This window comes from Methylobacterium sp. WL64 (genome assembly GCF_008039945.1).
Classification (GTDB): domain Bacteria; phylum Pseudomonadota; class Alphaproteobacteria; order Rhizobiales; family Beijerinckiaceae; genus Methylobacterium.
The window spans coordinates 32,368-56,463 of sequence record NZ_VRVA01000011.1; the positions used below are offsets into that span (position 1 = coordinate 32,368).

At 64.6% G+C, this 24,096-nt stretch carries 32 protein-coding genes and 1 tRNA gene; 19 read left to right on the forward strand and 14 right to left on the reverse strand.

Features of this window, described 5'->3' with window-relative positions:
• Window positions 1-44: 44 nt before the first annotated feature.
• The 4 genes from FV242_RS08175 to FV242_RS08190 form a co-directional block, all read right to left on the reverse strand.
• Window positions 45-1,223 (reverse strand): efflux RND transporter periplasmic adaptor subunit, encoded by a 1,179-nt coding sequence (locus tag FV242_RS08175; RefSeq protein WP_147938580.1) that lies wholly within the window; start codon window positions 1,221-1,223, stop codon window positions 45-47.
• A 58-nt stretch (window positions 1,224-1,281) separates the two neighbouring features.
• Entirely contained in the window at window positions 1,282-1,599 is a 318-nt protein-coding gene (locus FV242_RS08180; RefSeq protein ID WP_246692638.1) for a hypothetical protein, read from the reverse strand.
• 945 nt (window positions 1,600-2,544) lie between these two features.
• Complete coding sequence (locus tag FV242_RS35155) at window positions 2,545-5,025, reverse strand: family 16 glycosylhydrolase (RefSeq protein ID WP_210248925.1); 2,481 nt, start codon at window positions 5,023-5,025, stop codon at window positions 2,545-2,547.
• A gap of 1,070 nt (window positions 5,026-6,095) precedes the next feature.
• The gene (locus tag FV242_RS08190; RefSeq protein ID WP_147906991.1) at window positions 6,096-6,320 is read right to left on the reverse strand and encodes a hypothetical protein; all 225 of its coding nucleotides are present in this window, start codon (window positions 6,318-6,320) and stop codon (window positions 6,096-6,098) included.
• A gap of 236 nt (window positions 6,321-6,556) precedes the next feature.
• On the opposite strand from FV242_RS08190, the gene FV242_RS08195 reads away from it, so the two are divergent.
• The 3 genes from FV242_RS08195 to FV242_RS35375 all read left to right on the forward strand — a co-directional run bounded on the left by FV242_RS08195 (window position 6,557) and on the right by FV242_RS35375 (window position 8,547).
• Complete coding sequence (locus tag FV242_RS08195; protein ID WP_147906992.1) at window positions 6,557-7,198, forward strand: DUF47 domain-containing protein; 642 nt, start codon at window positions 6,557-6,559, stop codon at window positions 7,196-7,198.
• Between the two features lie 9 nt (window positions 7,199-7,207).
• On the forward strand, window positions 7,208-8,197 hold the full coding sequence (locus tag FV242_RS08200) for an inorganic phosphate transporter (protein ID WP_147938581.1): 990 nt from the start codon (window positions 7,208-7,210) through the stop codon (window positions 8,195-8,197).
• Between the two features lie 197 nt (window positions 8,198-8,394).
• Window positions 8,395-8,547 (forward strand): hypothetical protein, encoded by a 153-nt coding sequence (locus tag FV242_RS35375; protein WP_246692358.1) that lies wholly within the window; start codon window positions 8,395-8,397, stop codon window positions 8,545-8,547.
• A gap of 6 nt (window positions 8,548-8,553) precedes the next feature.
• Here the strand turns inward: FV242_RS35375 and FV242_RS34420 are convergent, their stop codons facing one another.
• Entirely contained in the window at window positions 8,554-8,694 is a 141-nt protein-coding gene (locus tag FV242_RS34420) for a hypothetical protein (protein WP_187278365.1), read from the reverse strand.
• 164 nt (window positions 8,695-8,858) lie between these two features.
• Window positions 8,859-9,242 carry an energy transducer TonB gene (locus tag FV242_RS08210; protein ID WP_147938582.1) on the reverse strand — a complete coding sequence of 128 codons (384 nt, stop codon included), beginning with the start codon at window positions 9,240-9,242 and terminating at the stop codon, window positions 8,859-8,861.
• Between the two features lie 384 nt (window positions 9,243-9,626).
• Between FV242_RS08210 and FV242_RS08215 the strand changes: the two genes are divergently transcribed.
• A complete protein-coding gene (locus FV242_RS08215) occupies window positions 9,627-9,872 on the forward strand; it encodes a hypothetical protein (RefSeq protein WP_147938583.1) in 246 nt (81 codons plus the stop codon).
• A 136-nt stretch (window positions 9,873-10,008) separates the two neighbouring features.
• Here FV242_RS08215 and FV242_RS08220 read toward each other — a convergent pair whose 3' ends face one another.
• Complete coding sequence (locus FV242_RS08220; RefSeq protein WP_147938584.1) at window positions 10,009-10,290, reverse strand: hypothetical protein; 282 nt, start codon at window positions 10,288-10,290, stop codon at window positions 10,009-10,011.
• A 369-nt stretch (window positions 10,291-10,659) separates the two neighbouring features.
• Here FV242_RS08220 and FV242_RS08225 point away from each other — a divergent pair, with 369 nt between their 5' ends.
• From FV242_RS08225 to FV242_RS08240, 4 genes are all read left to right on the forward strand, one after another.
• Window positions 10,660-11,847 carry a site-specific integrase gene (locus FV242_RS08225; protein WP_187278361.1) on the forward strand — a complete coding sequence of 396 codons (1,188 nt, stop codon included), beginning with the start codon at window positions 10,660-10,662 and terminating at the stop codon, window positions 11,845-11,847.
• 156 nt (window positions 11,848-12,003) lie between these two features.
• On the forward strand, window positions 12,004-12,264 hold the full coding sequence (locus FV242_RS08230) for an AlpA family transcriptional regulator (protein ID WP_147938586.1): 261 nt from the start codon (window positions 12,004-12,006) through the stop codon (window positions 12,262-12,264).
• Window positions 12,265-12,424: 160 nt separating this feature from the next.
• The gene (locus tag FV242_RS08235) at window positions 12,425-13,420 is read left to right on the forward strand and encodes a serine protease (protein ID WP_147938587.1); all 996 of its coding nucleotides are present in this window, start codon (window positions 12,425-12,427) and stop codon (window positions 13,418-13,420) included.
• Window positions 13,417-13,713, forward strand: coding sequence for a hypothetical protein (locus tag FV242_RS08240; RefSeq protein ID WP_147938588.1), 297 nt, complete (start codon window positions 13,417-13,419; stop codon window positions 13,711-13,713). Before FV242_RS08235 ends, FV242_RS08240 begins: the two co-directional genes overlap by 4 nt.
• Window positions 13,714-13,731: 18 nt before the next feature.
• Here the strand turns inward: FV242_RS08240 and FV242_RS08245 are convergent, their stop codons facing one another.
• The gene (locus FV242_RS08245) at window positions 13,732-14,403 is read right to left on the reverse strand and encodes a recombinase family protein (RefSeq protein WP_147938589.1); all 672 of its coding nucleotides are present in this window, start codon (window positions 14,401-14,403) and stop codon (window positions 13,732-13,734) included.
• A 130-nt stretch (window positions 14,404-14,533) separates the two neighbouring features.
• Here FV242_RS08245 and FV242_RS08250 point away from each other — a divergent pair, with 130 nt between their 5' ends.
• Window positions 14,534-14,803 (forward strand): hypothetical protein, encoded by a 270-nt coding sequence (locus tag FV242_RS08250; RefSeq protein WP_147938590.1) that lies wholly within the window; start codon window positions 14,534-14,536, stop codon window positions 14,801-14,803.
• Between the two features lie 311 nt (window positions 14,804-15,114).
• Here the strand turns inward: FV242_RS08250 and FV242_RS34425 are convergent, their stop codons facing one another.
• Entirely contained in the window at window positions 15,115-15,291 is a 177-nt protein-coding gene (locus FV242_RS34425; protein ID WP_187278362.1) for a hypothetical protein, read from the reverse strand.
• 362 nt (window positions 15,292-15,653) lie between these two features.
• Here FV242_RS34425 and FV242_RS08260 point away from each other — a divergent pair, with 362 nt between their 5' ends.
• On the forward strand, window positions 15,654-16,124 hold the full coding sequence (locus tag FV242_RS08260; protein ID WP_147938592.1) for a hypothetical protein: 471 nt from the start codon (window positions 15,654-15,656) through the stop codon (window positions 16,122-16,124).
• A 154-nt stretch (window positions 16,125-16,278) separates the two neighbouring features.
• Here FV242_RS08260 and FV242_RS08265 read toward each other — a convergent pair whose 3' ends face one another.
• Both FV242_RS08265 and FV242_RS08270 read right to left on the reverse strand, forming a co-directional pair.
• The gene (locus FV242_RS08265; RefSeq protein ID WP_147938593.1) at window positions 16,279-16,524 is read right to left on the reverse strand and encodes a hypothetical protein; all 246 of its coding nucleotides are present in this window, start codon (window positions 16,522-16,524) and stop codon (window positions 16,279-16,281) included.
• On the reverse strand, window positions 16,521-17,654 hold the full coding sequence (locus FV242_RS08270; protein ID WP_147938594.1) for a helix-turn-helix domain-containing protein: 1,134 nt from the start codon (window positions 17,652-17,654) through the stop codon (window positions 16,521-16,523). The genes FV242_RS08265 and FV242_RS08270 overlap by 4 nt, the downstream gene beginning before the upstream one ends.
• Before the next feature lie 272 nt (window positions 17,655-17,926).
• On the opposite strand from FV242_RS08270, the gene FV242_RS08275 reads away from it, so the two are divergent.
• Together FV242_RS08275 and FV242_RS08280 are read left to right on the forward strand one after the other, a co-directional pair.
• Complete coding sequence (locus tag FV242_RS08275; protein WP_147938595.1) at window positions 17,927-18,640, forward strand: Crp/Fnr family transcriptional regulator; 714 nt, start codon at window positions 17,927-17,929, stop codon at window positions 18,638-18,640.
• Window positions 18,640-18,900 (forward strand): hypothetical protein, encoded by a 261-nt coding sequence (locus tag FV242_RS08280; protein ID WP_147938596.1) that lies wholly within the window; start codon window positions 18,640-18,642, stop codon window positions 18,898-18,900. The genes FV242_RS08275 and FV242_RS08280 overlap by 1 nt, the downstream gene beginning before the upstream one ends.
• Before the next feature lie 56 nt (window positions 18,901-18,956).
• Here FV242_RS08280 and FV242_RS34430 read toward each other — a convergent pair whose 3' ends face one another.
• Window positions 18,957-19,118, reverse strand: a complete 162-nt coding sequence (locus tag FV242_RS34430; protein ID WP_187278363.1) for a hypothetical protein — start codon at window positions 19,116-19,118, stop codon at window positions 18,957-18,959.
• A 206-nt stretch (window positions 19,119-19,324) separates the two neighbouring features.
• Here FV242_RS34430 and FV242_RS08285 point away from each other — a divergent pair, with 206 nt between their 5' ends.
• The 7 genes from FV242_RS08285 to FV242_RS08310 all read left to right on the forward strand — a co-directional run bounded on the left by FV242_RS08285 (window position 19,325) and on the right by FV242_RS08310 (window position 23,135).
• Window positions 19,325-19,522 carry a hypothetical protein gene (locus FV242_RS08285; protein ID WP_147938597.1) on the forward strand — a complete coding sequence of 66 codons (198 nt, stop codon included), beginning with the start codon at window positions 19,325-19,327 and terminating at the stop codon, window positions 19,520-19,522.
• Window positions 19,523-19,794: 272 nt separating this feature from the next.
• Window positions 19,795-20,019 (forward strand): hypothetical protein, encoded by a 225-nt coding sequence (locus FV242_RS08290; RefSeq protein ID WP_147938598.1) that lies wholly within the window; start codon window positions 19,795-19,797, stop codon window positions 20,017-20,019.
• 345 nt (window positions 20,020-20,364) lie between these two features.
• On the forward strand, window positions 20,365-21,336 hold the full coding sequence (locus FV242_RS08295) for a helix-turn-helix domain-containing protein (protein WP_147938599.1): 972 nt from the start codon (window positions 20,365-20,367) through the stop codon (window positions 21,334-21,336).
• A gap of 497 nt (window positions 21,337-21,833) precedes the next feature.
• Window positions 21,834-22,022: a hypothetical protein gene (locus FV242_RS08300; protein WP_147938600.1), complete on the forward strand. Its 189-nt coding sequence runs from the start codon at window positions 21,834-21,836 to the stop codon at window positions 22,020-22,022.
• Window positions 22,023-22,102: 80 nt separating this feature from the next.
• Window positions 22,103-22,249, forward strand: coding sequence for a hypothetical protein (locus FV242_RS34435; RefSeq protein WP_187278364.1), 147 nt, complete (start codon window positions 22,103-22,105; stop codon window positions 22,247-22,249).
• Window positions 22,246-22,725: a hypothetical protein gene (locus tag FV242_RS08305; RefSeq protein ID WP_147938601.1), complete on the forward strand. Its 480-nt coding sequence runs from the start codon at window positions 22,246-22,248 to the stop codon at window positions 22,723-22,725. Before FV242_RS34435 ends, FV242_RS08305 begins: the two co-directional genes overlap by 4 nt.
• On the forward strand, window positions 22,722-23,135 hold the full coding sequence (locus tag FV242_RS08310; RefSeq protein WP_147938602.1) for a hypothetical protein: 414 nt from the start codon (window positions 22,722-22,724) through the stop codon (window positions 23,133-23,135). The genes FV242_RS08305 and FV242_RS08310 overlap by 4 nt, the downstream gene beginning before the upstream one ends.
• A 197-nt stretch (window positions 23,136-23,332) precedes the next feature.
• On the opposite strand, the gene FV242_RS08315 is transcribed toward FV242_RS08310, so the two are convergent.
• Together FV242_RS08315 and FV242_RS08320 are read right to left on the reverse strand one after the other, a co-directional pair.
• Window positions 23,333-23,407: transfer RNA gene (locus FV242_RS08315), tRNA-Thr, on the reverse strand.
• Window positions 23,408-23,492: 85 nt separating this feature from the next.
• A complete protein-coding gene (locus FV242_RS08320) occupies window positions 23,493-23,948 on the reverse strand; it encodes an NUDIX hydrolase (RefSeq protein ID WP_147938603.1) in 456 nt (151 codons plus the stop codon).
• Window positions 23,949-24,096 lie beyond the last annotated feature (148 nt).

The window sequence follows — 24,096 nt, forward strand, 5'->3', positions numbered from 1 at the left end:
GGATCGGCGGGAGCGCGGATCGACGGGTGCCGACGGCCGGCGTCTCACCGCCGGATCGCCGCCGGGTCGGCCGAAGCATCGGCCGGCGCCACCTTCCGGGGCGCCACCTTGGCCCCCGGGATGGCCCGCTGGATGCCGTCCGTGACGACCCACTCGTCGGGTTTGAGCCCCGTCTGGATCACGCGTTCGCGCCCGTCCCGCGGACCGAGCGTCACCACCCGCTGCGAGACCGTGTCGTCGGCCCCGACCGTGAGCAGGTAGCTGCCCTGCTGGTTCGTCCCGATGGCGTCGTCGCGGACCAGCAGAGCCTTGTCGTCGCGTCCGACCGGGATCCGGACCCGCACGAACAGGCCCGGCAGGAGCGCATGATCGGCGTTGTCGATGAGCGCCCGGGCCAGCAGCGTGCCGGTGGACGGGTCCACCTGCGGCGCGAGGTAGTCCAGCTTGCCGATATGCGGATAGCCGGCCTCGTCCTGCAGGCCGATCTCCACCGGGATCTTGGACAGGTCGCCCAACGTCCGCTGCGTCGCGAGCAGGTGCTGCTTGACCCGCAGGACCTGCTGCTCGCCGACGTTGAAGTAGATGTAGAGCGGGTCGATGCGCACGAGCTGCGCCAGCTTGGTCGGTCCGCTGATGCCAACGAGCGCCCCGACATCCACCAGGTGGTTGGTGACCACGCCGTCGAAGGGCGCGGAGACCTGCGTGTAGCCGAGGTTGATCGCGGCGATATCGAGGTTGGCTTGCGCCTCCAGCACAGCGGCGGTGGCCTGGTCCAGCTTGGTCTTGGCATCCTCCACCCGCGCCTGCGAGGCGAATTCCTGCCGGCCCAGGGTGAACTGGCGCTGATATTCCGACTGGGCGTTGGCCAGGGCGGCCTGCTGCGCGGCGAGGGCGCCCTGCGCCTGCTTGAGCTGCGCCTCGTAGGTGTTGCGCTGGATGGAGAAGAGTGGCGCGCCCTTCTTCACCACGGCCCCGTCCGTGTAGCTGATCCCCTCCAGAAACCCCTGGACGCGGGCCTCGAGATCGACGGCCGCGAACGCCTTGGTGTTGCCGGTGAGCTCGAAGTAGCGCGTCACGTTGCGCACGACCGGCTGCGCCACCGAGACGCTCGGCGGCGGCGGCGGAACGTACTGGTTGGTGTCGCGGCACCCGGCCGCCAGCGCCGCGATGGTCGCGACGACCAGAACGCGGACGGGTCCGGAAAGCAGTGGCGCGATCGGCACGGGCGGCCCCTCGACTGGGATCGTTACGGGACGGTCGTGGGCAGAGATCCCGCCGCGGCTACCACGTGTCTTCCGCCTTGGCCTCGCGGGCGAGGGTCAGGCACTCGAGCAGATCGACGTAGCTCGGCAGCCCATCCAGCTGGGCCTCCGCGGTGCAGCGCGTCCGGTCGACGGCCGCATAGCGCGACCATTTCTGGGCGACCTGCGCGCGTGCCGACGCCTCATCGTCGAGGCAGAGTTTCTGCCGCCTGGGATCGAGGGTCATCAGCGTGGTGGCCGCCCGGCACCCCGGCCCGACATCGAAGACCGGCACGCGGTCCGCGACCGGCACCGCCAGGGTCGCTCCCATCAGCAAGGCGGGAATAGCGATCATCATCGTCGATACGCCTCCGGTCACTGCGCCGACCGGGCCAACCGATCGATCCAAGCCGCAACCACCCTCCTCAGGTGTCGCGCGCCCCGCGATGCCGCGGTGTCTCTGCGCAGGACAAACCCGATTCGGCCGCCGGTTTGCAATGGATACCACAGGCCGTGCGCGCTCCGACTTCAAAAGGCGGGCCATCAGAGCGGATTTCTACTGACAATCGGCATTCGCGCCGCGGAAACGATCGGCTTCGTTTGAATTGATTACCGAATGTGAAATGCCAATCTTGAAGCCCGGACGCGGGGCGGCTCGCCAGGCCCGGCTATCCCGATGGGAGAACGACCGCCATACTGAGCGGGCAGGTCGCCGTTATTGCATTCGAGACGCCGCATCCCATCGTCGACGCGTACCCCTGTCCGATCCGGTGGCGCGACCGTGTCGAGTACCGCGGCCGCCAGGAGGTGCCTCGGGACGCGACGCGCGGCCGATGCTGGCGAGGGAGGCCGCGTCGTGAGACAGCCCGTGCCGCTCGACGGATCGGAACGGAGCCGATCCGCTGCCGGGAGGCGGCTGGCGTATCCGCGTTCCGGATCGCGCCCGGCACAGGTGGGCCCGAGTCGCGGCGTCCCCTCGCAGCGGACCCGCTCCAGCCCGAGCGCTCGCCAGCCACGTGGATGCCGGCTCGGCGCAAGCCAGAACGATGCGTCGAGGCCGTGGCATTGCGCCGGGCTTCCGTTTCGCGGTTTGCCGCGCGGCAACATCGAGCAGCGGCCGCCCGGTGGATCAACCGCCGGCGACCTTCTCGTACCGGGAGGCAACGGGTGCCGGCAGGCGCCGGGCGCGACCCTCCGGGCCACGCCACGCACCATCCCGCCGGTTGCGGACATCCGCAGGTCCCGGTGAGCGAAGCGGCCGGCGCTCGCAGGCGCCTTCCGAAACCGCGTTCGAAAGCGGCGCCTACCAGAGGTGCATCAGGATGTTGGACAGTTTGGTGAACCAGTCGGTGGTCGCGGGTGCGCTGGCTTCGCCCTTGTTGATCTTGGCCATCAGGGCGATCGCGGCTTTCCGCTGGCTCTCGGGGACGGAGAACGTCTCATAGGTGGGAGCCTTGCTCACCGCCGGGACGGCGGGACCCTGCGGGCTCGTGGCGCCCGCGGATGCGCCTGGGGACACGCTCGTTACGCTGCCCGGATTGATGGGGGCCGTCGGCGCGGCGGCGATCGGATTGCCGGTCGGCGGGTACGGGTTCTGCGTGCCGGCGGGAGAACGGGTTGCGCTGCCCAGCACCGGCCGCGCCGTACCGCCGGAGCCGGGTGCCACCGTCGAGGCCGAATTGGTCGGAGCGGTGGCCATGGCCGGCTGCGCGGTGGCGCTGCTCGCCACCGGGACTACGCTTGCCGGGCTCGCGACACCGTTTGCGCCGGACCCACCGGGCGGGGTCGTCACTGCCGTTGTGTCGAGGGCCGCCGGGGCCGCCGCGCTCGGTCCTGCGGTCGGCGTGTGGGCCATGCCGTTTGCCGGCGTTGTCGAGGCGGCCGCGGACTGACCCGACACGGGGGACGCGGACAGATTCGCCGTCCCCGCGGAGTTCGTCGTCGGGGCAGGGGCCTGAGGCGCTGCGCCGACGGTGGTCGGAGGGGGAGCCGAACCCGTGGCCGCAAGAGTCGCACCGCCCGAATGGGTCGCACCACCCGAGTGAGTCGTCTCCGCGGCGGTCTGGGACGGCGCGCTCGCGGTCGTGTGCGATCCGCCGCTCGTGCTGCTCACCGCGCTGGAAGCGGCACTGGTCGGCGCGCTCGCGGTCACCGTCGAGGGCGTCGTGCCGGCGGCATTCGGCGTCGGCGCGGCAGGTGCTGCGCTGAGGGTGGTCGAAGGGGACCCCGTCGTCGCACTGCCGCCTGCCGGGCCGGTTCCGCTCCCGGTGCTGGCCGGCGCAGACGCGGCGGTGGAACCCGTGGTCGGAGTCGCCGAGCCGCTCGCACTCGTCGTGGAGGTTGCAGCCGGCGGCGGCGCGCTCGCGGTGGACGCCTGCGTTGCACCGTTCGCACCGCTGCCGATCGCGCTCGGAGCAGTGCCGGTCGATGCGACCGGGGCGCTGCTTTGCGCCGTCGTGGGGGTCGTGCTTGCGGCAGGGACCGCCGATGGAGCCGTCGATGAGGCCGTCGTGGGCGCAGCGCTGGCGGTGGGCGCGCTCGTTCCCGGTGTGGCGTTGGTCGAGCCCGAAGACGCGCCGACAGGCGGGTTCTGAACGGCTGACGGCGTGGAGGCGCCGGACCCCGTCGTCGGAGCGGCCGGTGTCGGTGCGGCGGCGGGGGACACGCCTCCGTTCGGGCTGACGCTCGACGGGGAGGCAGTCCCGGTCGGCGCCGTCGAGACGGCGGGCTTGGGGGTCGCGGCAATCGTGGCCGTGGAACTCGTCGTCGGCGCGGCGGCCGAGCCGTTCGTCGGGTTGGTCGTTCCCGATGCCGTGCCGGTGGTCGAACCGGTCGCCGGCTTGGTGGCCGACGCTGCCGACGAAGCCACGCTCGTGGCCGTGCTCGTCGTGCCCTTCGCCGCGCTTGCCGTGGTCGCGGCGGCTGTCGTCGTGTTCGTCGAGGTTGCCGCGGCGGCGCCGTACAGGCCCGGATCCCGGCCGTCGGGGCTCGACACGGTGTCGCGCTTCACGGCGGCTGCAGTCGGATCGTTCGAATAGGCTCGGACGTAGTCGATTTTCGAGCTGATCGGCACGCCGGCGAGATCGGCGTTGTTGCTGCCGCCCCCCTGGGTGGCCAGGTTCACCAGCATGTACATCGGGCTGTGCAGATCCGACGGCGTCGCCTGCGAGCCGGTCATCTGGCCGTCCACGTAGAAGCTGATCCGGTCGGCCTGCCAGTTCATGCCGTAGGTATGATAGCCGGTCTGGTCCGGCATAACGCTCGTGACCTGGCGGTTCTGCTGCCAGGGGATGTTCGGCGTCTGATCCGTCGTGTGGATCGTGCTGTAGACGGTGCTCGGCCTGTCGCCGTAGCGCTCGACGACGTCAAGCTCCTGGTGCTGGCCCGCGTTGTAGGGGTCGGCCTTCTGCTGGTTGGGCAGCAGCCAGAACGCGTCCCAGGCGCCGACCTGTTCGGAGAAGTCGGCCCGGACTTCGAAATACCCGTAGGTCTGCGAGAAATTGCCCTGGGTCGTCAGCAGGCCGGATTCCCAGCTGCCCGGCACGCCCGACGAAGTCCTGTCCGGGACCGCCGTGATCGACAGGGCGCCGTCCTGGAGCTGAAACGGGTCGTAGCCAGACCCCTTGTCCACGAAGGACGAGTGGCCGAACCCGACATCGGCATTCGCGTCACCACGGTCTTGCGCGCGGATATCGGCCCAGGTGGTCCCCGCGCCGGTCTGTGAAATGCTGCGGGTGTTAAACTCTTCGTCGAAGGTTAGTTTATAACCGGTCAAGTCGACCATGAATGTTTCCCCAGACTTGCAGCAGGGCGCGATTGATCCATCGCAGCACAAGAGAACTTGCCTACGTCGCGTCAGCCACCCGAGTGGCCGGGCAACTTACTCAGCTATTTTTCCTAAATTTAACACTGTGGAAACATTACGTACGTGGTTGCGCTGCTGTCAAGATTTGTATTTGTGCAGCATTCAAGATCCCGTTTTCGGCCTATGAAGATCAGCTCGGTTCGATGCTGCATTCGGGATTGACAGTTGCTGTCGAGCCATACCGCGCACAAGCCTGTCGTCCTATTCCCGGTCCGCCCGAGACCTGTCGGAATGAAGATGGGTGTTGCCGGGGATAGCCGGTCCGGAAGCCCCGCTCAGCGGATGAAATCCTGCGTTGAGAGCGGGTTATCCTGCGGGCCGGTCCGCGCGGAATGACCGGCGTGCGATCGCGGCGGGACTTCGCTTTGGCTGGGAATGGGCGGATCCTGCCCAGCTCGGATTTCGCCGGGCCCAGGTCGAGCGGAGCGGATCCGAAGCGGATTCGGGGGGTTCGACACGAAGCCGCAGGGGCGACGATCAGAAGCCGCCGGTGGCCGGCCTCCGGACGCCGGTTGGCGCAAGCCCGAGAAGGGCCAAGGATCGATTACCTACCAATCGGGCCGCACCGGTCCGGGGAGCCCGGCCGGTAACAGCGAGCCCGTCGCCGTGGCGGATCCGCATTTCATGCGATCGACCGGGGAACGCGCGCAGGAACGGGGGGGCGCCGACATCATGGGCGGTCGGGGCGGTGCACGAGTTCGGTATCGGGACGAAGCCTGCACTGTCGGGCGGACCGCCGACGCGGCATCGCGTTTTGCACTGCAACCGTTCGCACCCTGTCAGGCGCGTCGATCCGCGATTCCGACTGGGTCTTATGGGGGCGCGCGCCTATGCGGCCTGGGGATCTTTCATCCCGGGCCGCCGGTCCGGCACCCGCCGGGCGCAGGGGTGGTGCGCTCGGTCGGCGGCATCCCGGAGCAGGGCTGGGGGCTCCGGGATGCGTCTGAGCGATGCGCCGTGAAGATGCGCCGGGAGGCGTCCGGCCCGCATCAGCGGGTCGGCATCGCGGTAGCGGTGACGACACGGGTGGTGGTCTGAGCCGCCGGGACGAGGCGCGGCGTGGTCGCCAGTTCGGTCGCGGGACGGGTGGTCGAGATCACCCGGGCCTGCTCCCGGTAGAGCGGCGGCGTCAGGTTGATGGCCTCATCGGCCAGGGCTGAACCGATCATCGGGATGGAGGCCAGGGCGGCCAGGATCAAGGAACGCGTGGTCATGGGGGGATACCTCTTGCTGTCCGGGTCCGAAGCCCGGTGTCGAGGCACTATCTACGCTGCACTGCGTCATGATCCAAACAGATAGGATCGATAATCGAAATCGATATGATCAATGACGCAAGCGGCCCGAATGTAGGGCGTGACCGGTGCCGGCTGATGCGAACCGCCGATCGCCATGCTAGGCGTATCTGGCAGTCGAGCTTGCACGGATACTGATCCTCGAACCGGGACGTCACATGCTGGGCTGGTTTCGTGCGTTGATGCCGAAGGAAGACCGGTTCTTCGACCTGTTCGAGCGCCATGCCGCCACCCTGGTCGGCGGCGCGGCCGCGCTCCGGGCCCTGCTCGATGGCACCCAGGACGTCCCGGTGGCCTGCCAGGCGATCGCCGACCACGAGGATGCCGCCGACACGATCACCCGGGACGCCCTGCTGGCCGTGCGGCGGACCTTCATCACCCCGTTCGACCGGGGCGACATCCAGGCCCTGGTCGGCTCCCTGGACGACGCCATCGACCAGATGCTCAAGACCGCCAAGACGGTGCAGCTGTTCGAGGTCACCGCCTTCGAGCCGTCGATGCGCGAGATGGGCGCGGTGATCCAGGAGGCCGCCGCCGCGACCGCCGAGGCGATGCCGAAGCTGCGGGCGCTGGGCGAGAACGCGACCGTCCTGAACACCCTGACCGAGCGGGTCATCCAGCTCGAAGGCCGGGCCGACGACCTGCACAATGCCGGGCTCAAGGCCCTGTTCAAGGCTTCCCGGCAGGATCCCATGGCCTTCGTGGTCGGGTCCGAGCTGTACGACCACCTGGAGAAGGTCATGGACCGGTTCGAGGATGTCGCGAACCAGATCAGCAGCATCGTGGTCGAGCATGTCTGAGCCGGCCGCGTGACCCTCCTGATCGTCCTCATCGCCGTCGCCCTGGTCTTCGATTTCTTGAACGGGCTGCACGACGCCGCAAACTCGATCGCCACCATCGTGTCGACCCGGGTGCTCGCGCCCCGCTACGCCGTCATCTGGGCGGCGTTCTTCAACTTCGTGGCGTTCCTGATCTTCGGCCTGCACGTCGCCGGCACGGTCGGGTCGGGCATCGTCGATGTCGACATGGTGACCGACCGGGTGATCCTGGGGGCCCTGGGCGGCGCGATCAGCTGGAACCTGATCACGTGGTACGCCGGAATCCCATCCTCGAGCTCGCACGCGCTGATCGGCGGCCTGCTCGGGGCCGGCATCGCCAAGGCGGGCCTCGGCGCGATCGTCTGGCCCGGCGTGATCGCGACCAGCGCCGCCATCGTGCTCTCGCCCGCCCTGGGCTTCGGCCTCGGGCTGCTGCTGATGCTGGCGGTATCGTGGATCTTCGTGCGCTCGACCCCTCACGCGGTGGACCGGTTGTTCCGGGGGATGCAGTTCGTCTCGGCCTCGCTCTACTCGATCGGCCATGGCGGCAACGACGCGCAGAAGACCATGGGCATCATCGCGGTGCTGCTCTACGCCCACGGGGAGGAGGGCGGTGCGTTCCACGTGCCGCTCTGGGTGGTGCTGTCCTGCCAAACCGCCATGGCGCTCGGCACGCTGCTCGGCGGCTGGCGCATCGTCCACACGATGGGCTCGAAGATCACCCGGCTGTCGCCCATGCAGGGCTTCTGCGCCGAGACCGGTGGGGCCGTCACCCTGTTTGCCGCCACCGCGTTCGGGATCCCGGTCTCCACCACCCACACGATCACCGGGGCGATCGTCGGAGTCGGTGCGGCCAGGCGGGTTTCGGCGGTGCGCTGGAACATCGCCCAGGGCATCGTGATCGCCTGGGTGGTCACGATGCCCGCGGCGGCGCTGGTCGCGGCATTGATCTACGGCGTCTCCGGCCTGGTGCTGCCGTGACCGGCCAGGAAAAATATGCGTCGCGCGCACGAAACCGAATTTAAGAGGCTTAATATAGCAACATGCGTAGGATTGAGCTATAAATCTTACTATTACGCCATACAGGGTGCTGCTTGTTGCTTATCGCGGCCCTCTTATGCGCAGCAGGAATTCTGGAAGGCTGGCTCTATCGGGCCCCGGCTGTCGTGGCGAGTTCGGTGCTGATCGCCCTGATATGCCTGCCCCTCTGGGCACTGACGTCCACGATCGATGCCGTGAAGGTCCTGGTGCTGCTCGCCTATCTGGCGGCCCACCAGTCCGGCTACCTGATCGGAGCGTTTGTCGGCGCGAGCCGTCACGACGATCGCTGAACCCGATCACCAGGTCCAGATCACGCGGCCGGAATAGGCGTAGATCACGACCCACATCCCGACCGACACCGCCAGCCACGAGACCACCAGGGGCAGGGGCGGCCGCTTCGTCTCTTCCCGGCGCAGCCGCGCGAATGTGTCTCTCACCATCAACCTCCCGGACGCGCCTTGTGGTTGCAGACGCGAACGGAGGCGATTCGACAAAAGTTTCAGGACGCGCCGCGCACCGTCGCAAACTACGGGTTTCCGAAGCCGAGGCTCGGCGCATCGTCGTGTTTCGAAAGCCGGCGGCCACCTTTCGGAACGATGCTCTAGCGCCCGAACTGCACCGGAACGCTGAGGTCGGCGACCCCGTCCTCGGCCAGCAGCTCGACCGGGGGCGCCCTGAACGGGCTCGCCCCCTGCACCGCCCGGAGCGCCCGACGGTCGAGCCCGCGGGAGCCCGAACTGCGCTCCATCTCGGCCTGACGCACCGAACCGTCGGCGGCGATCTCGATCCGCACCAACACGGTGCCGGCTGCCCGGCGGGTGTTCGCGTGCCGATCGGCGCGATCGACCGCGTCGATCCGGGTGACGAGGCCGGACAGCCAGGTGCGCACCGCCGGCGAGACCCCCATCCGCGCCGCCGCCGGCCAGGGCAGCAGCAGAACGCCGAGGAGCGCGGCGGTCCCGTAAGTCAACACGCGTGACGACATGCTGGAACAACGATCCTGTGCCTGATGGTAGCCCGGCTATCCTCACGCCGAAGGGTTTACCGGCCGTGACCCCGGCCCCGGTGTCCGGGGGCAAAGCCTGCGGTGCCGCGGGGCCCGAGCAACCGTCAGGACGGCTCGGTCTTTGCGATCTCGATCCGTTGCGGATCGTCAGCCGGCCGGATGGAAACCTTGATCCATGATGTGAAACACACCGACCGTGACGCTTATGAGGGTCGATTATCCGGTTTCGACGCAGACCAGCGCCGCCGGCATCGTCCCGGTTCCGGGACACAGGCGCGGCACCCCTTGAACCATCCCCGCCGATGGGTCCAAAGGCTCCGGTGACGCCGCAGAAAACACACGTGATCCAGGAGAAAGCCTCAGATGACCCGATTGGCGGAGCTGCAGAACGACCCCGCGTTCCAGCAGGCCGTGCTCGCCGTACGCGGGGCGGCCAGTACGCTGAGCGGTCGCGCGGTCACCGCCGAGGAAGCCAGCTTTCTGGTCGGTATCGCGTTGGCCACCTTCGCCAATGCCGGTGGCCTGAACGAGCCGACCCTGAGCCGTCTCGGACGGTTCTCCGACACGCTCGGGCAGAACGAAACCCTCGACAGCCTGACGAAGCACTGAGGCGATCGGGCGCCGGCTCGGTTCGGCGTCCGGCGTCGCTGCTGGTCCTGCGGGAGACGCAGAGACTCCGATGCCCCCGATGGGACGATGCGGCACTTCGAGATAGCCGTCCGAGGACGCTCTCGTGGGCCTCCGGCTACAAGAACCCCATCCGCCGGGCCAGCATCACCGCGAAGGCGAGGCCCGCCGCGAGGCTGACCACCAGCATCGCGACATTCGTCCAGAACCGGACCGGCCGACTCGAGCCCTCGATCCCGCTGGCGCGCAGCCTGACCCAGGGCACATAGAGGAACAGCGCAACCACGGTCAGGACCATGAACGCGAAAGTGGCGATCCGGCCCGCCAGCAGCGCGGCCCCGGCCAGGACGACCCAGCCGAGGACGATACCCAGCATCGTGAAGAGGGCCGTCGTGTTCAATCCTGCATCATCCCCAAACGGATGGAACGGCGCGCCATCCTAGGCGCCACGGGCAGCCGACAGGCTCGACGACGCCTTTCCGGCGATCCTTCAAGCAAACCCGAGGATCGGCGCAGCGAGAGCCCGCTGTACCCTTGAAACGATCAGTCAGTCAGGAGAAATTCTGGTGCTGCGAGACAGGATTGAACTGTCGACCTCTTCATTACCAAAAACGTAGTGGATGTGGCCAGAGGTAGCCGGGGTGCAGCTCATTCACTGAAATCCCTTGTTTTTTTCCGGATACCACCTCACTCGCATGGACATACGGGGTCAGAAAGGGTCGCTTCGTTGCACCCCCACTGCACCCCCAAGGCCATGGGAGATGCCGTTATGCCACGTCGGGCGGAAGCTGAAAACGTCATCCGGTTCACCAAGACAGCCGTCGCCGCTTTAACGCTCCGAAACGGCCAGTCCGAACGAACGGCCTGGGATCTTGAGGTGCCGGGGTTCGGCATCCGCATCCGAGCCAGCGGAAATCGCTCTTGGGTGATCCGGGCTCCGCGGTCGGGTGGAGACTCGCGCCTCCATACCATTGGATCTGCCAACAGCATCGATCTGGCGTCAGCCCGTCGAACTGCCCGTGAGAAGCTTGCCGAGACAGCACTTGGAGGCGATCCGACCAAGGCGAGACGAGAGGCAAGGGCGCAAGCTGCCGTCACGTTTGGCAGCCTCATTGACCGCTATGTCGCGCACAAAGAAGCCCAGGGCCGGCGTGGCGCCACCATCTACGGCATTAAGAACCACCTCAACAATCACTGGCAGCCGCTTCACGACCGACCGCTATCGGCGATCACCAAGGCCGAGATTGCCATCCGACACCGGGAAATCGCAGCGGACAGCCCACATGCCGCTGACCGTGCGCTCTCGATCCTCTCAACCTTCTTCGGATGGGCGATGCGCGACGGGCTGGTGGACGCGAACCCGGCTGCGAACGCGAACAAGGCCACCGTGCCGACCAAGCGAGAGAGGGTCCTCACGAACGCTGAGCTAGTCGCCGTATGGCGCGAGTGCCGAGACGATGACTATGGCCGGATCGTCCGCCTGCTCATTCTTACCGGACTGCGCCTTCGCGAAGTAGCTGGCATGCGCTGGTCAGAGATTAACCGCGCCACCGGCCATTGGGACATCCCGGCTGCGCGCATGAAGAACCGGCGTCCACATGACGTGCCGCTGCCGGCCGCCGCGCTGGCCATCCTTGCTGAGGTGCCAGAGCAAGCCGGACGCGACTTTGTGTTCGGATCGGGGGAGGGGGCATTCTCCGGCTTCAGCAAGGCGAAGAAGGCGATGGACAAGCGCCTAGGAAGCTCGGTCGGGAAATGGACGCAGCACGATCTGCGTCGCACCACCGACACCGGCATGAACAGCATCGGCATCTTGCCCCACATCGTGGAAGCGGTGCTGAGCCACGTCTCTGGCCACCGGGCGGGCGTCGCGGGCATCTACAATCGGGCCAAATATTTGCCGGAGAGGCGTGACGCGCTTGAGCGGTGGGAAAAATTTGTTTTCGCGTTGCTGTGACATGCTTTTCAATGGGTTGGCCTATGATCCCACCCCTCGAACAGTAGGCATCTCTGCTAATTTTCGCAGACATGTCTACTTGATGCGAAACTACAACATTGCGAAATTTGGTAGGATTACCCAGCTGTGTACTCCAATGACCAATTGTGAGTTCACATGACCATTCTGCAAAGCCTGCCGCCCGACATTGCCAGACGCCGCATTATCGGCACGCGAGACGCTGCCGCGTACTGTGGCGTCTCGGAGAAGACGTTTCGCCGGATGCAGGCCGCGGGGACCATCCCAGAGCCACTGAAGCTTTCCATACGCAAACTCGGATGGCGCATCGGTGACCTTCTCGACTGGCAGGACTGCCGACAGACCGGCCGGGCGTGGAAGGACTGCCAGGGTGTGAACGCCGCTTCCACACCGGCCTAAAGCAAGGATGGCGGGGCACCTTCCCCGCCGATCGTGCATCCTTCAGGTTGTGTCATTTCAGCTTCTATCGACCAAAAAGCGTGCGCCTGCCGGACGGCCGTCGTTGACCGTTGGAGATGCGACATTCATCCGGAATGGACCGTGGCAGCCCAGAACGATCATGAATTTCGCCGCACGCCAGAAGCTTTACCGTCGCATCGAAAAGCAGCGAGGCTCGAAAGTCATAACTTTCGTGACGAGCGACCGGACTGGAATGGAAACGCAGATTGCCCCAGACTGCGTAAATCTATTTGTCGAACTTTTGGATGAAATCGGACCAACGAGCAAGATTTCTCTGATCCTACACACGAACGGTGGCCATACGGCCTCGGCGTGGCGCATCGTAAATCTAATAGATACTTTCTGCGATGAGTTTGAAGTGCTCATCCCCCTAAAGGCAATGAGTGCGGGCACACTCATCTCTCTTGGGGCGGATCGCTTGGTAATGACCAAGCAGGCTGCGCTCGGACCAATCGACCCAAGCCTGACCCATGCACTTGGCCCCCAGGTCAACACCGGAGGAATGGCTCAGCGCGTACCAGTCAGCGTTGAAGCAGTTCGCGGCTACCTAGACGCGGCGAAGGGACTGGGCGTGCAGGATCCAAACATCCTGGCAGCTGTCCTCATGGACCTTTCTAAGCAGTTGCACCCCTTGGTGCTGGGCGAAATTTTCCGATCGCGTGAGCAAATTCGGTATCTGGCCAATCGTCTGCTTGTTCGACAGGTTAGCGATGAAACAAAGAAAAATGCTATCATTGACTTTCTTTGTGCAGATAGTGGTAGCCATGACTACACAATCAATCGCAGAGAAGCAGCAGCAATGGGACTCAGCATTGAGAAACCCTCCGTCGATCTTTACGTTTTGTTAAAGAATGTGATCGACAGTTTCACCGGCGAGCTAAAACTACTGCAACCCTACTCTCCTCAAGTGACGCTTGGGACGAACCAAGTTGCTCAGTATCAGGAGGTTCGGGGCCTAGTTGAAAGCACGAAGGGCGGCTGCTACGGGTACGTGTCCGAGGGAACCCTCACACGGACCGTGATTGCAGCGGCACCAATCGCTCAGGAAGCCGTTACCGATCAACGGACGTTTGAGGGATGGAAAAGGCTCCCATGATGACCTACCAGCAGAGCGCAGACGCGACGGCGACGTACCGTGAGACGAGCGGCGTCAATGTGAGTCGCCTGTCATCGGCTGCGGTTGGACGGGAGCCCATCGAGGCGCTTGGTGGCGCGACAGTCATCCCCACCTCGCATACGGTCCTTTCTCCCATCCGTTCGTTCGGCTCGTTGGTGCATGTTCCGCATCTTGAGCTTGCGGCAACATCGGAAGTCGTTGGTGATCTCCGGTACGTTCAATCGCCCGGCATGAACTGCTCAGCCAAGAGCGCACGAACCTCTCTCACCTAACCCGACAACGGCGCGATCCTAGGGTGCGCGCTTTTCAACACGCGAGACCTGAGTGGCGCTCCACGTCCCACCCTTCGCGGTAGGGATGCCCTGGGCGTTCAAGGCGTCGGCAATGCCGTTGAGCGTGGTTGTGCCGGACTGCCGGATCGCGGCGATCACCGGCACCAGGTCGGCGGCCCGGTTCATGGCCTTCGCCTTGGTGGCAGCGCCACCCTTGGCCTGAGCTTCAGTGGACGGGACGACGCCACGGTCTCCACCAAGCCGGACTCCGCGCGCCTTGGCGGCGGCCAGGGCCAGCTTCGTGTTGGTGCTGATCCGCTTCCGCTCAGCCTGGGCCATGATGCCCATGATGCCCACGACCATCTCATTGGCCTCCGGCATGTCGGCGGCGATGAACCGGACGCCAGCATTCTGGAGGTTCAGCAGGAAGGCCGCATCGCGCGACAGGCGATCCAAGCGGGCGATCACCAGCGTGGCGTTGTGGAGCCGGCAGAGACGCAGGGCTTCGGTGAGCTTTGGCCGGTCGGCACGCTTGCCGCTTTCATGCTCAACCACCTCAGTGATGAGGCTCCAGCTTCCACCGTTCAGGAAGTCGGTGACGGACTTCCGTTGTGCCTCGATCCCGAGGCCGGACCGGCCCTGCTTCTCGGTGGAAACGCGGAGGTAGGAAACAAATCTGCCGTCTGCCATCCGAGCCGCCCTTTACACACTGCAACCACCGAACGTTGACAGCTGTGTAAATCCGCTAGCCGCCTAACACAACCCCTAATCCGGCCACCAAGCGAACAATCGCATCGGCCCAAGAACAAGAAACGTGACCATGGCCTCCTTAGACGAGTTCGGCCCCTGGGCCACCAGCATCGATGCATGCGAGCGCCGCGCCCGGTGCCGCACCTTCCGAGCCATCGCCCGTATGATCGCCGGACCCCGTACCACCGCCCTGTGTGACGCTCTGGCGTGTAGCGAGAACGATCCGGCTCACCTGGAACGCGCCCTGGTCGCATTCGAGGGACTGGCCAGCCTCGACAAGCGCCGGATCCTCGGGAGCTTCCACCCGGTCATGATGGCGCCAACACCATGCGCCGCCTGAGGCTCTGGAGGACTACGCAACCCCCATTCGAGTGATAGACGGCGACTCCGGTCCCGGTCAGACTCAGGGCATGACGCCCGCTCGCTTCCTTCTCGCCGCGATCATGCTGACCCCAGCCGTTCCGGTGGAGGCGCAGGACAGCACCCGCGAGACGAACGCCCTCAGGGACATGGCCAGGGCGCAAGAGCGACAGGCCCGGTCATTGGAGCGGTTGCAGGTCCAGCTCAAGGACCAGGCCACGCAACAGGATCGCGCCCAGCGGAATGCTGAGCGCGATGCCAGATCGTCCAGGCGGTTCGATCGCCCTGAAGCTACGCTCCGGCGCGTGCCCTGAGCACGTCCAGGTCCAGCACAACCATGATGGCATCGGCTGCATCGGATGCAGCCAGCGCACCGTCACGGTCACCATCTCTGTTCAGTTCCTCAACCAAGCGCACCAGCTCGGCAGCGGCAGCGTTGAGCTTCTGTTGTGTGTCGCGCTTCAGCATGTCGTGTGCTCCTTAGTGTTGGCGTGCTGCCCAAGACACTGAAAGCATCCATCGATCTGTTGTGCGAGTGAGCAAGTTGTCACACGCTCAACGTCGCTTGCATGTAATTTGCACGATGTAGATTGTGACTGTTGCTGTGGCAAACACTTACGATATCCGAACAGAAGACATGCCTACCACTTGCGATAATGCAAGGGTCAGTTTTTTCTACAGGGAAGTACCCCCCACCCTGGCTAAGGCGTTCAGAAATTTTATCGCCCAAGGCGAAACCCCCATTCTTTCGACGACCCCCCGGCCTCGATCCGTTTGGGCACTTCACGATCCACAAAAACTCCCCAAATTCCAAAAGAGACCCCAATACCATGGACACCCTTGAACACCCCGTGATCGTCGCCCTACGCGACGCGGGAACCCTGCAACCGCGAGACCTGGCCTTCCTGATCCGCAACGGTCGCTCCTACACGGGCGCCGAGCTGCCTCCGGGCACCGAGACCTGGCCAGCCGGCAAATGCATTCTTGCCAGCGAGACCCTTGCCCAACGCCACGGATGGCAGTTCAGGACCGGCTTCGGGCTCCTCCCGCGATCCGTTGTCGGCGATAGTCGCCGGCTGCCATTGCGCCACGCCTGGACGACGCCGGACAGGGAGCGCGCCTTCGATGCCGTATGGCCGGACTCCGAGCACGCGGAGTACTTCGGTCTCGGCCCCGAATATGAGGGCTGGCTGGATCACGCCGTCGATCAGCAGGCCGCAGCCCGGAAGCGCGGGATACCGGCCGATCTAGTGCCGGGCAGCTTCGCTCAAAGCCTGCGCCGACAGTTCGGGTTCGGGTAGGCGCCGATCCGCTCGACCTGGACCGCGCAGGATGACTTTGGGCGGCGGTGGCAGCGATCCCTCTGAACGTCCGAGAAGGGTGGAAAGCAGACCTTAGCCTTTCGCCCCGAAGCAGACATTCTCTAAATAAGCCTCGATCAGAACCGTGCTGTTGTCACAACTCGGACGACAGCTGGTCCAGGATCCAGGTCTGCGCTTCATCCAGATCTATGAACAGAGGGGGGCAATTGAGATCAATCGGACCGAACCCAGCCTCCATGAACCACCTGCCCGCGTCGTCCTCATGCTGCTCGGAGAGACGGACCAGAACCGCGACTAGAAAGCCGTCCGCGAAGACCAGCTGGCTCTCAGTGTCGTCACTGTTCGTGGCGACCTGCACGGGCTGCAGTCGTAGGTTCATGCGGCGGCTCGGTCGTCCAGGTGTAGATAGTTGGGCCGAAACTCCGCTAGCGCCCGCAGGCGGGGCAGGTCGAGGATCTTGAGCCGTTTGTTCCTCAGTTCAATCAACCCCTTTTGCCGGAGTTCCTTGAGCGAGCGGTTCACATGGACGGGGGTGAGCCCCGTGGTGTCGGCTAGGTCCACCTGCGTGACCGGCAGGTCGCAGCTGTCGTCGGACGCCAATCCAACCGCTCGGAAGCGCAGCAGTAACTCGCAGAACAGGTGCGCGATCCGCTCTATGGCGAAGCGGCGACCCACGTTGACTAACCACTCGCGCAAGGTCGCCTCGTCGACGAGCTGGGCCTTGCGCAACCCTCGGGCGATCTGCGGATGGTTCGCCAGAAGGTCGGCCACCGTGTCGGGCGTCAGACGTACGACCTCGCAGTCCGACACGGTGGAGAGGGTGTGATCCATCTCGCTCAGCAGGGCGACGTCGAGGTCGCACATGTCCCCCGGCACGAGGTACGCCATGATTTGCCGTGCCCCGGTCGCCCGCAGCTTATGGCGGACCGCCATGCCGTTCATCACCAGGAACACGCCCTCGGGGGCATCGCCCTCGCGCACTAAGTCGAAGCGGGGCCCGACGTGGCGTGGCTCCGCGCTGATCCGCGCCAAGGTCGCTCGATCTGCGTCCGACAGGGTCGTGAAGCCTTCCAGCTTGCGTATCAGCGGATTGCCCGTGCCCCCGAGCTCCGGGAGCCGTGCCGGGGCAACCGGCGCAAATATGGACGCGGCGAGTTCGTTCACGGAGATGACGATGTCCGCAGACAGGGCTGGCTTGCCGAGCCAGGGGGCGCCCTGGAAGTGACTGGCCATTCGCTCCTCCCGCTGCCACCCTGAGTGGACGAGGAACGGCACATCGAGGCGGCGCAGGGTGCGAGCCAGGTCCGCGCAGAACCCATCCCTCAGGGCCACGTCGATGACGGCCACAGCCGGCTTCTCCTGCACGAGCAGGCGCAGCGCCTCTGCGGCTGTATCGACCGGCCCAAGCACCCGGTAGCCGGCCCACTCCAAGGCGTCGCTCAGGTCCATGCCGATGACGGCATCACCCTCTGCGAGCAGGACCACAGGCTGTCGATCCATCCGCGTCATGCGATGCTCCGGCCATCTGAGGTGTCCACCTATTCGTGGGAGGCACAGAGCTCACTGATCCAAGTCATACACATGGATGAACGGGCCAAGATAGATGCCGCTGGTCCTTGGTGATGTATCCAACAATCCGAATTGTTAGATACATCACCGACTTGTATGTCGCATTGCCACGGCTAGCAGAACCCGCCTATGATCGTCATCGCCTGCCGGTTGATCCGGGCGCAGGCGCTTAGGAGACAGAGCGTGCTCTTGCCCCAGCAGGGAGCAGAGCTATGTCTCCGCATCAGCAACCCAGTGTCCGCAATCGCCTGTTAAAGAAGCTCTCGCCCGACGACTTTGCGTTGTTGCAGCCGCACTTGCAGCCGGTGGTGACTGAATTGCGCCAGCAGTTGATCGCGCCCAACACCCCGATCAAGCAGCTGTTCTTTCCCGAGGTCGGCTTCTGCTCGATCACCACCCACGGCTCGGACAAGAAAGTCGAGCTCGGCATTATTGGACGCGAGGGGCTGGTTGGTGCCTTGCCCATCCTGCTCGGCGACGACCGCACACCACACGATCACTTCATTCAAAGCGCGGGCGAGATACTGAGCATCACCACGGAAGCGCTGTGCGCGGCTGTCGATCAGAGCGCGAGCTTGCACAGGCTGCTCGTGCGCTCGATCCAGGTGCAATTCGTCCAGACGGCGCAGACCGCCTTCGCGAACGCGAGCCAGACCATTGATGAGCGCCTCGCCCGCTGGTTGCTGATGTGCCACGACCGGCTCGACGGCGATGACCTCCAGATCACCCACGAGTTTCTGTCGATGATGCTCGGCGTGCACCGCTCCAGCACGACCCTGGCCATCCAGGTTTTGGAGGGGAACCGGCTGATCCGAGCCCGGCGCGGGCGCATCACGATCCTGGATCGCGAGACCCTGGAGAAAGTGGCGGACAACGGCTACGGCCTGCCCGAGGCCGAGTTCACCCGCCTGATCGAGGGTGCTTGATGCCGCTCTTTTTCATCAACGTCCGGCATCGGCCTGGACCTACAGGTCTGGCCGTGGATCCGGAAGGCGCGGTGTACGCTGACCTAAACGCCGCGCGGGAGGATGTCCTAGCGCAGGCACGTGTGATGATCGCGCGGGAGCGTCACACCTTCGTCCGCGACTGGATGGATTGCTCGTTTGAGATCATGGACCAGGCGGGCCAGCCTGCGCTCACGGTGCCGTTCAGCGATACGGTCGTCGAACTGGAGGACTGGGATTGAGCGCCGCCCGCACCGTTGGTTGGATGCCCGGCTCGCGGCATTCCCTGTCGCTCACCTCAACGCGACGGCTCGCCCGCCGCAGCCCGCAACTGTTCGAGGATGGTTCGGCGTGCCGTGGCATCCTGGATCTTGAACCAAAGCCGGACGAGTTCCGCCGTCTCGTCCGGGTAGACCTCCGAGTGGGCCGACTTCAGCAGCGTCTCGACCGGACATTTCAACGTATCCGCGATCCGCTGAAGGGCGTCACGATTGGGGTCGCGGCGGCTTGCGCCGATCGACGTTGGCCATGCTGGATGACGCATGGACAGCACTCCCGGGCCGCAGAGATCTTCCGCCCCGGTTCTTAACCTACTTCAACGTCGCAATCCAGGATAGTACCATAGCAGCCTGCTGCGCGTTGAGAGCGAATTGAAGAGTGAGAGGTATGATGATCGACGGCCATGATTTCGATGAGATGGTCGATGCCTGCCGCAAGGCGCATGAAGCAGTCATGGAGCACGGGAGCGCCGAGATGCAGGCGTTCACGACAGCTCTTCTGCATGCGCTCGCGAAAGAGGCCGCGAAATGCTTTGCCGTGGATGAAGCGACTGAGATCAACACGGATTATAGTAGTAGCACTTGAATGGACGGAGCTGCCGGGAAGCGGACCTTCCCAGGGCCTGCAATGGGTCGAATGCAGACCCTCGCGAGTATGTTGGAACTCACGTTCAAGCGTGACCGCCCCGACATCGCCTATCCTAAGCCTTTGAGACGCTAGCGGAACCCGTTCACGGGGCGTTTGATTATCATGTGATAACGTTTCGTTTCAACAGGAAGCAAACCTACCGAACCATGCCAGCCGTCACCATCACACCTGAGAAGCGGGCACAGCGATCCGCTCAGGCCGCTCAGACCATGAAGCAAGCCCGGCCCTTGGCCTACCAGGGCAAGCCGACCACTGAGCCGGCCACCACCACCAGGGGTCACAGCGTCAGCTACCTTGCCAGCCGGATCCGGCGAGACCGACCGGACATCGCCAAGCGCGTGGAGGCGGGCGAGTTCTTCAGCATCCGATCAGCTGCGATCCACGCTGGCATCATCAAGAACAGGGTCCAGGATCTACAGCCCCCACAGGGATGAGGTACCTTCGGTTGCCTCTGAGTAGTGTTGCAGCCTGCCGTATTTCCTCTCCATCACTCCCTAAAGGGGGAAATGCGGGCAAAGAATACGGGCGATCAGCGTCCTTCAGCCAAAATTATTCCGTAAAATCAGTGACTTGGGTGCAATCCCTATTTTCCAGAGAAATACGGGCACCCTGACGGAAATAGGGGCGACCGGCTCACCACCTGGTCGCCCATCCCATCCTGCCATTCCGACAGGTTCACCGCTCCTCGCAACGCGACAGAGCACACAGCAAGAAGCCCGCCCGATCCCCGTGCCACCACGCGAAGAGGATCGAAACGGGCTCTCACAGGAACCGAAAACATGCCCTCCACCTACCACAGCGGAAAGACAGTGATCAAACAACTAGACGCTCCTCCTAGCACACCTGGGCCTGGAGTTCAAGAGGCGCCGAGCGCTCACCCATCCTCTTTCGACAAGCTTCAGTGGGCCTTCAAGCTCCAGTCCAACAAGAAACTCACGCCCTCAGGCAGGCGCGTCATTGTCGTGCTGGCCGCCCGCCACAACAGCACCACCGGCCGGTGCGATCCGTCTGTTCCCGGCATCGCCGAAGACTCCGGCATTTCCGAACGGATGGCCTACAAGGCCCTGGACGAACTCAAGGCGGCCGGCTTGATCGATTGGGTTTCCGGCGGTGAGAAAGTCCGCAACAAGTACACCCTCCTGGACGTACCGCACTGGGATTTCCAGACCAAGACGACCACGGGAGGCACCCCGGCCAAGCGGGGCGAGGGTCCGGCATCATCCTCCAGGACCAACGTCATCCCATTCCCCGGGCCGGCTCAGGACAGCCAATCCGAGACGGAGGGGGCTGAACCCAAGTTCAGGGGGGGGATGAACTCCAGTTCAGGGGAGGGGCTGAACTCCAGTTCACCCGAACCTTTGAACCTTCAATCTCCGAAGGAAATCTCTTCTCCCTTAAGTCCCTCATCAGCTTCGGACGGTCCTGTCGCCCCCTTCAGCCCCTCGACGGGGCACCAGGGACCGCAGGACAGCACCCACACCAACCAGCCAGACACGAAGGTCGAGCGTCAGACCAAGCCCCGAGAGACGACGTGGCCGAACACACTACTCTGGAGCAAGGAAATCCGGGACATGGCCACGGACGCATACGCTGGTCCGGTCGGTAAAACCGTCCAGGAAACGTTCTACGCTTTCAAGGCTCACGCCATGAAGAACAGTTGGAGGCGCACCGACTGGCACAAGGCGTGGCGGGACTGGTACCGGGAAGCAGGCCGGATCGAGAACGCCAAGCGAAAGGGACCAGCCATCTGATACCCTCAACGAGGAGGGTGGTCACGACAGACCCCTCATCATCAGAGGCCGGAACAGGACCGAAGGTCCTAAGAACCTCAGTTCCGCCCCACCCGTCCCCTGAGAGCCTCACACAGAGGCGACAAGGGGTCGGTTGTGGGGATTACCACGGAAACAGCTCACGGCCGCCAGCGAGTCTCCTGGGCGATCCTAGAGGCCATCCAGAACAAGACTCATTCTCGGAAGGCCAGACCAGACCGAAGGGCGTTAGAACTCGGTTCCGCCCACGGCCACGCTTCTGAACAGTACATCTGAAGCAGAGACCTGAGCTTCGGAAGCAGTGGCTTGACAAAGAGGGCCTGGTGTGCTAGACGCTCAGGCAGGCTGCCATACATTCACCCGGTAGCACCCACCTGATAATCTGAACTGTCGGATCCACTCCGGCCTCAACGTCTCGGACCCCAGTCCGCGGCGCGCTTTCGCGTGCGCCATTCACATCCCCAACAGGAGAAACCACCATGACCACCAACACCGCGCAAGTGCCGGTGAGACTTTACGTCGAACTAGACGGCGAGGTTGCTCAGGCTCTGGACCGCGCTCGTAAGGACAAGCGTCTGTCCCGGCCCCAATTCATCCGCTCAACCCTGGCCGCAGCCCTACTGGAGATTGGCGCCCTCGCATCCGCAGTCCGTGAGCCGGCTCGGTGAGGGGCGTTCACGTCAGCTTCGATCAGCAGATCCGGGCTCATGGCCTGGCCGGAGGCCGAGAGCTTAGCCCCGATGAAATCGTGTGGCTGGACCAGAGCTTGAACCTGATCCTCGACCTCGATCCGGTCTCCATGAAGCTCGGGTTTGCCCTCGGTGCCGGCCGCTTCGGTACCCTCGGCCAGGCGCTCCACCAGCTCGCACCGCAAACACAGGAGATGGCGGCATGAAGGGCGCGTCGATTGATTTTCTCCCGAGCATTCGGGCTCACGCGACCGCAGGCAACCGCGAGCTGACCACTGAGGAGGCCGAAAGCCTCAACGCCACTCTGAACAGCGGGGCCAGTATCGAGACCGGCGACCACCCGGTGCTCAGTTTCAGCATTGGTGGCGACCGGCGCGGCGACCTCAACCAGGCCCTCGACCTCTACGGCGTTGGGTTCGGGAAGCCGGCTGGCACCGAGACCGGCCGGACCACCAGCACCAAACCGACGCCAGGCAGCAAGACTGCCACCGAGCGCGCGATTGAGCTGAACCAGGCCGCTAAGGCCGGGTCCAGCGAGATCAAGCAGCGACAGGCCGATGAGCTGGTCAGGGTGTTCGGATCGCCTTGGGCGACCGGAAACCGGACACACGCCGCCTTTGTCCAAAACACTCACCCTCAACTTGCCGCACGCCTGAGGGCTGAAGCCGGAGTCAAATCATGAGCCACACCGCCGCCCTGATGGGCCTTCAGCTTGGCGAAGCACGCCGCCGCGAGACCAGAGCCAAGGAACGCCGCGAGCGCAACCAGGTCTCACCTGAGGTACGGGCCGAAAGAGCCCGGATCCTGGAGGAACGCGACGCCAGGACGAACGAGGCCGAAGCCAAAGCGCAGGCTGAGCAGCAGGCCAGACCCACGGCTCTTGAGGCCGTTCTGAACCGCGCGACGGTGGACGAGCTGGCCGAGTTGAGCCGGTCGATTTCTCGCTTCGACGGCCGACGTCTTCAGCAGATGGTTGACGACGCTTTCAGGGTAAAGGCGTGCAGCGGCTACCAGCCGGACGACGGAGCTTCACAGGAGCCTCAGGAAACCGCTCAGGCTGCAAAGGTGTCATCGTCCAGCCGGATCCGCTGAACGCCGCCTGCCACTCGCTCCGGTCACTTACGGGGCATACGGACGAGCCGGAAACCAAGGCGCGGTTAACTGACACGTCCGATGACGTTCACGCACCGCTACTGAGTGCAACTCGATGATTGCACCCCCACTGCACCCCTACGATAATTTGTGGGGTGCAGATGCTGAAAGATTGTAGGCTAAGCTACTGAGTTTGCTGGTGCTGCGAGACAGGATTGAACTGTCGACCTCTTCATTACCAATGAAGTGCTCTACCACTGAGCTACCGCAGCAAGCGCCGTGGCGACCCCGCTTGGGGGCGTGTCCGTCCGGCTGAGAGGGGCAATAACGGATCATCGCCGGCTTGGCAACGGTGGGTTACGCGTCCGTCGCCTTAACTTGCCGGCATGTGGCGCGAATGATCGCCGCGAGGCCCGATTCGGACACGGCCTCGGCGGCCTCGGCAGGCGTGAACCAGCGCAACTCGCGCTGATTCGCCTCCGGGAAGTTCTTGAGCTGCTTACGAACCTTCAGCGGGAACACCTTGACCTGGCACAGGACCGCGTCGAGGTTCTTCAGGCGCTTCTGGTAGACGTAGTAGCCGAGTGGCCGCTTGCCGACATCGCCGCGCAGGCCGGCTTCCTCGTACGCTTCGCGCGCCGCCGCTTCGAACGGCTTGCGGCCCTTCATCGGCCACCCCTTCGGGATGACCCAGCGCCGGCTTTCCCGGGAAGTCACCAGGAGGATCCGGTTCTCACCGTCGCGCCCCTGCTGAAACGGCAGAACGCCCACCTGCCGGCGCGGTTCGGCCGTGTCCTCGATCGCGGCCGTCACGACAGGACCGGCCGGGTCGGAACCCGCGTTGCGCCCCGCCGGATCGGCGACGCGACAGGGAGATGAAGCGGAGGGCAAATTGTCTGATCCTCGGTCGGCGCGGGCGTGCATCAGCAACAGGGTACGCAGTATCAACAACTGACGTCAA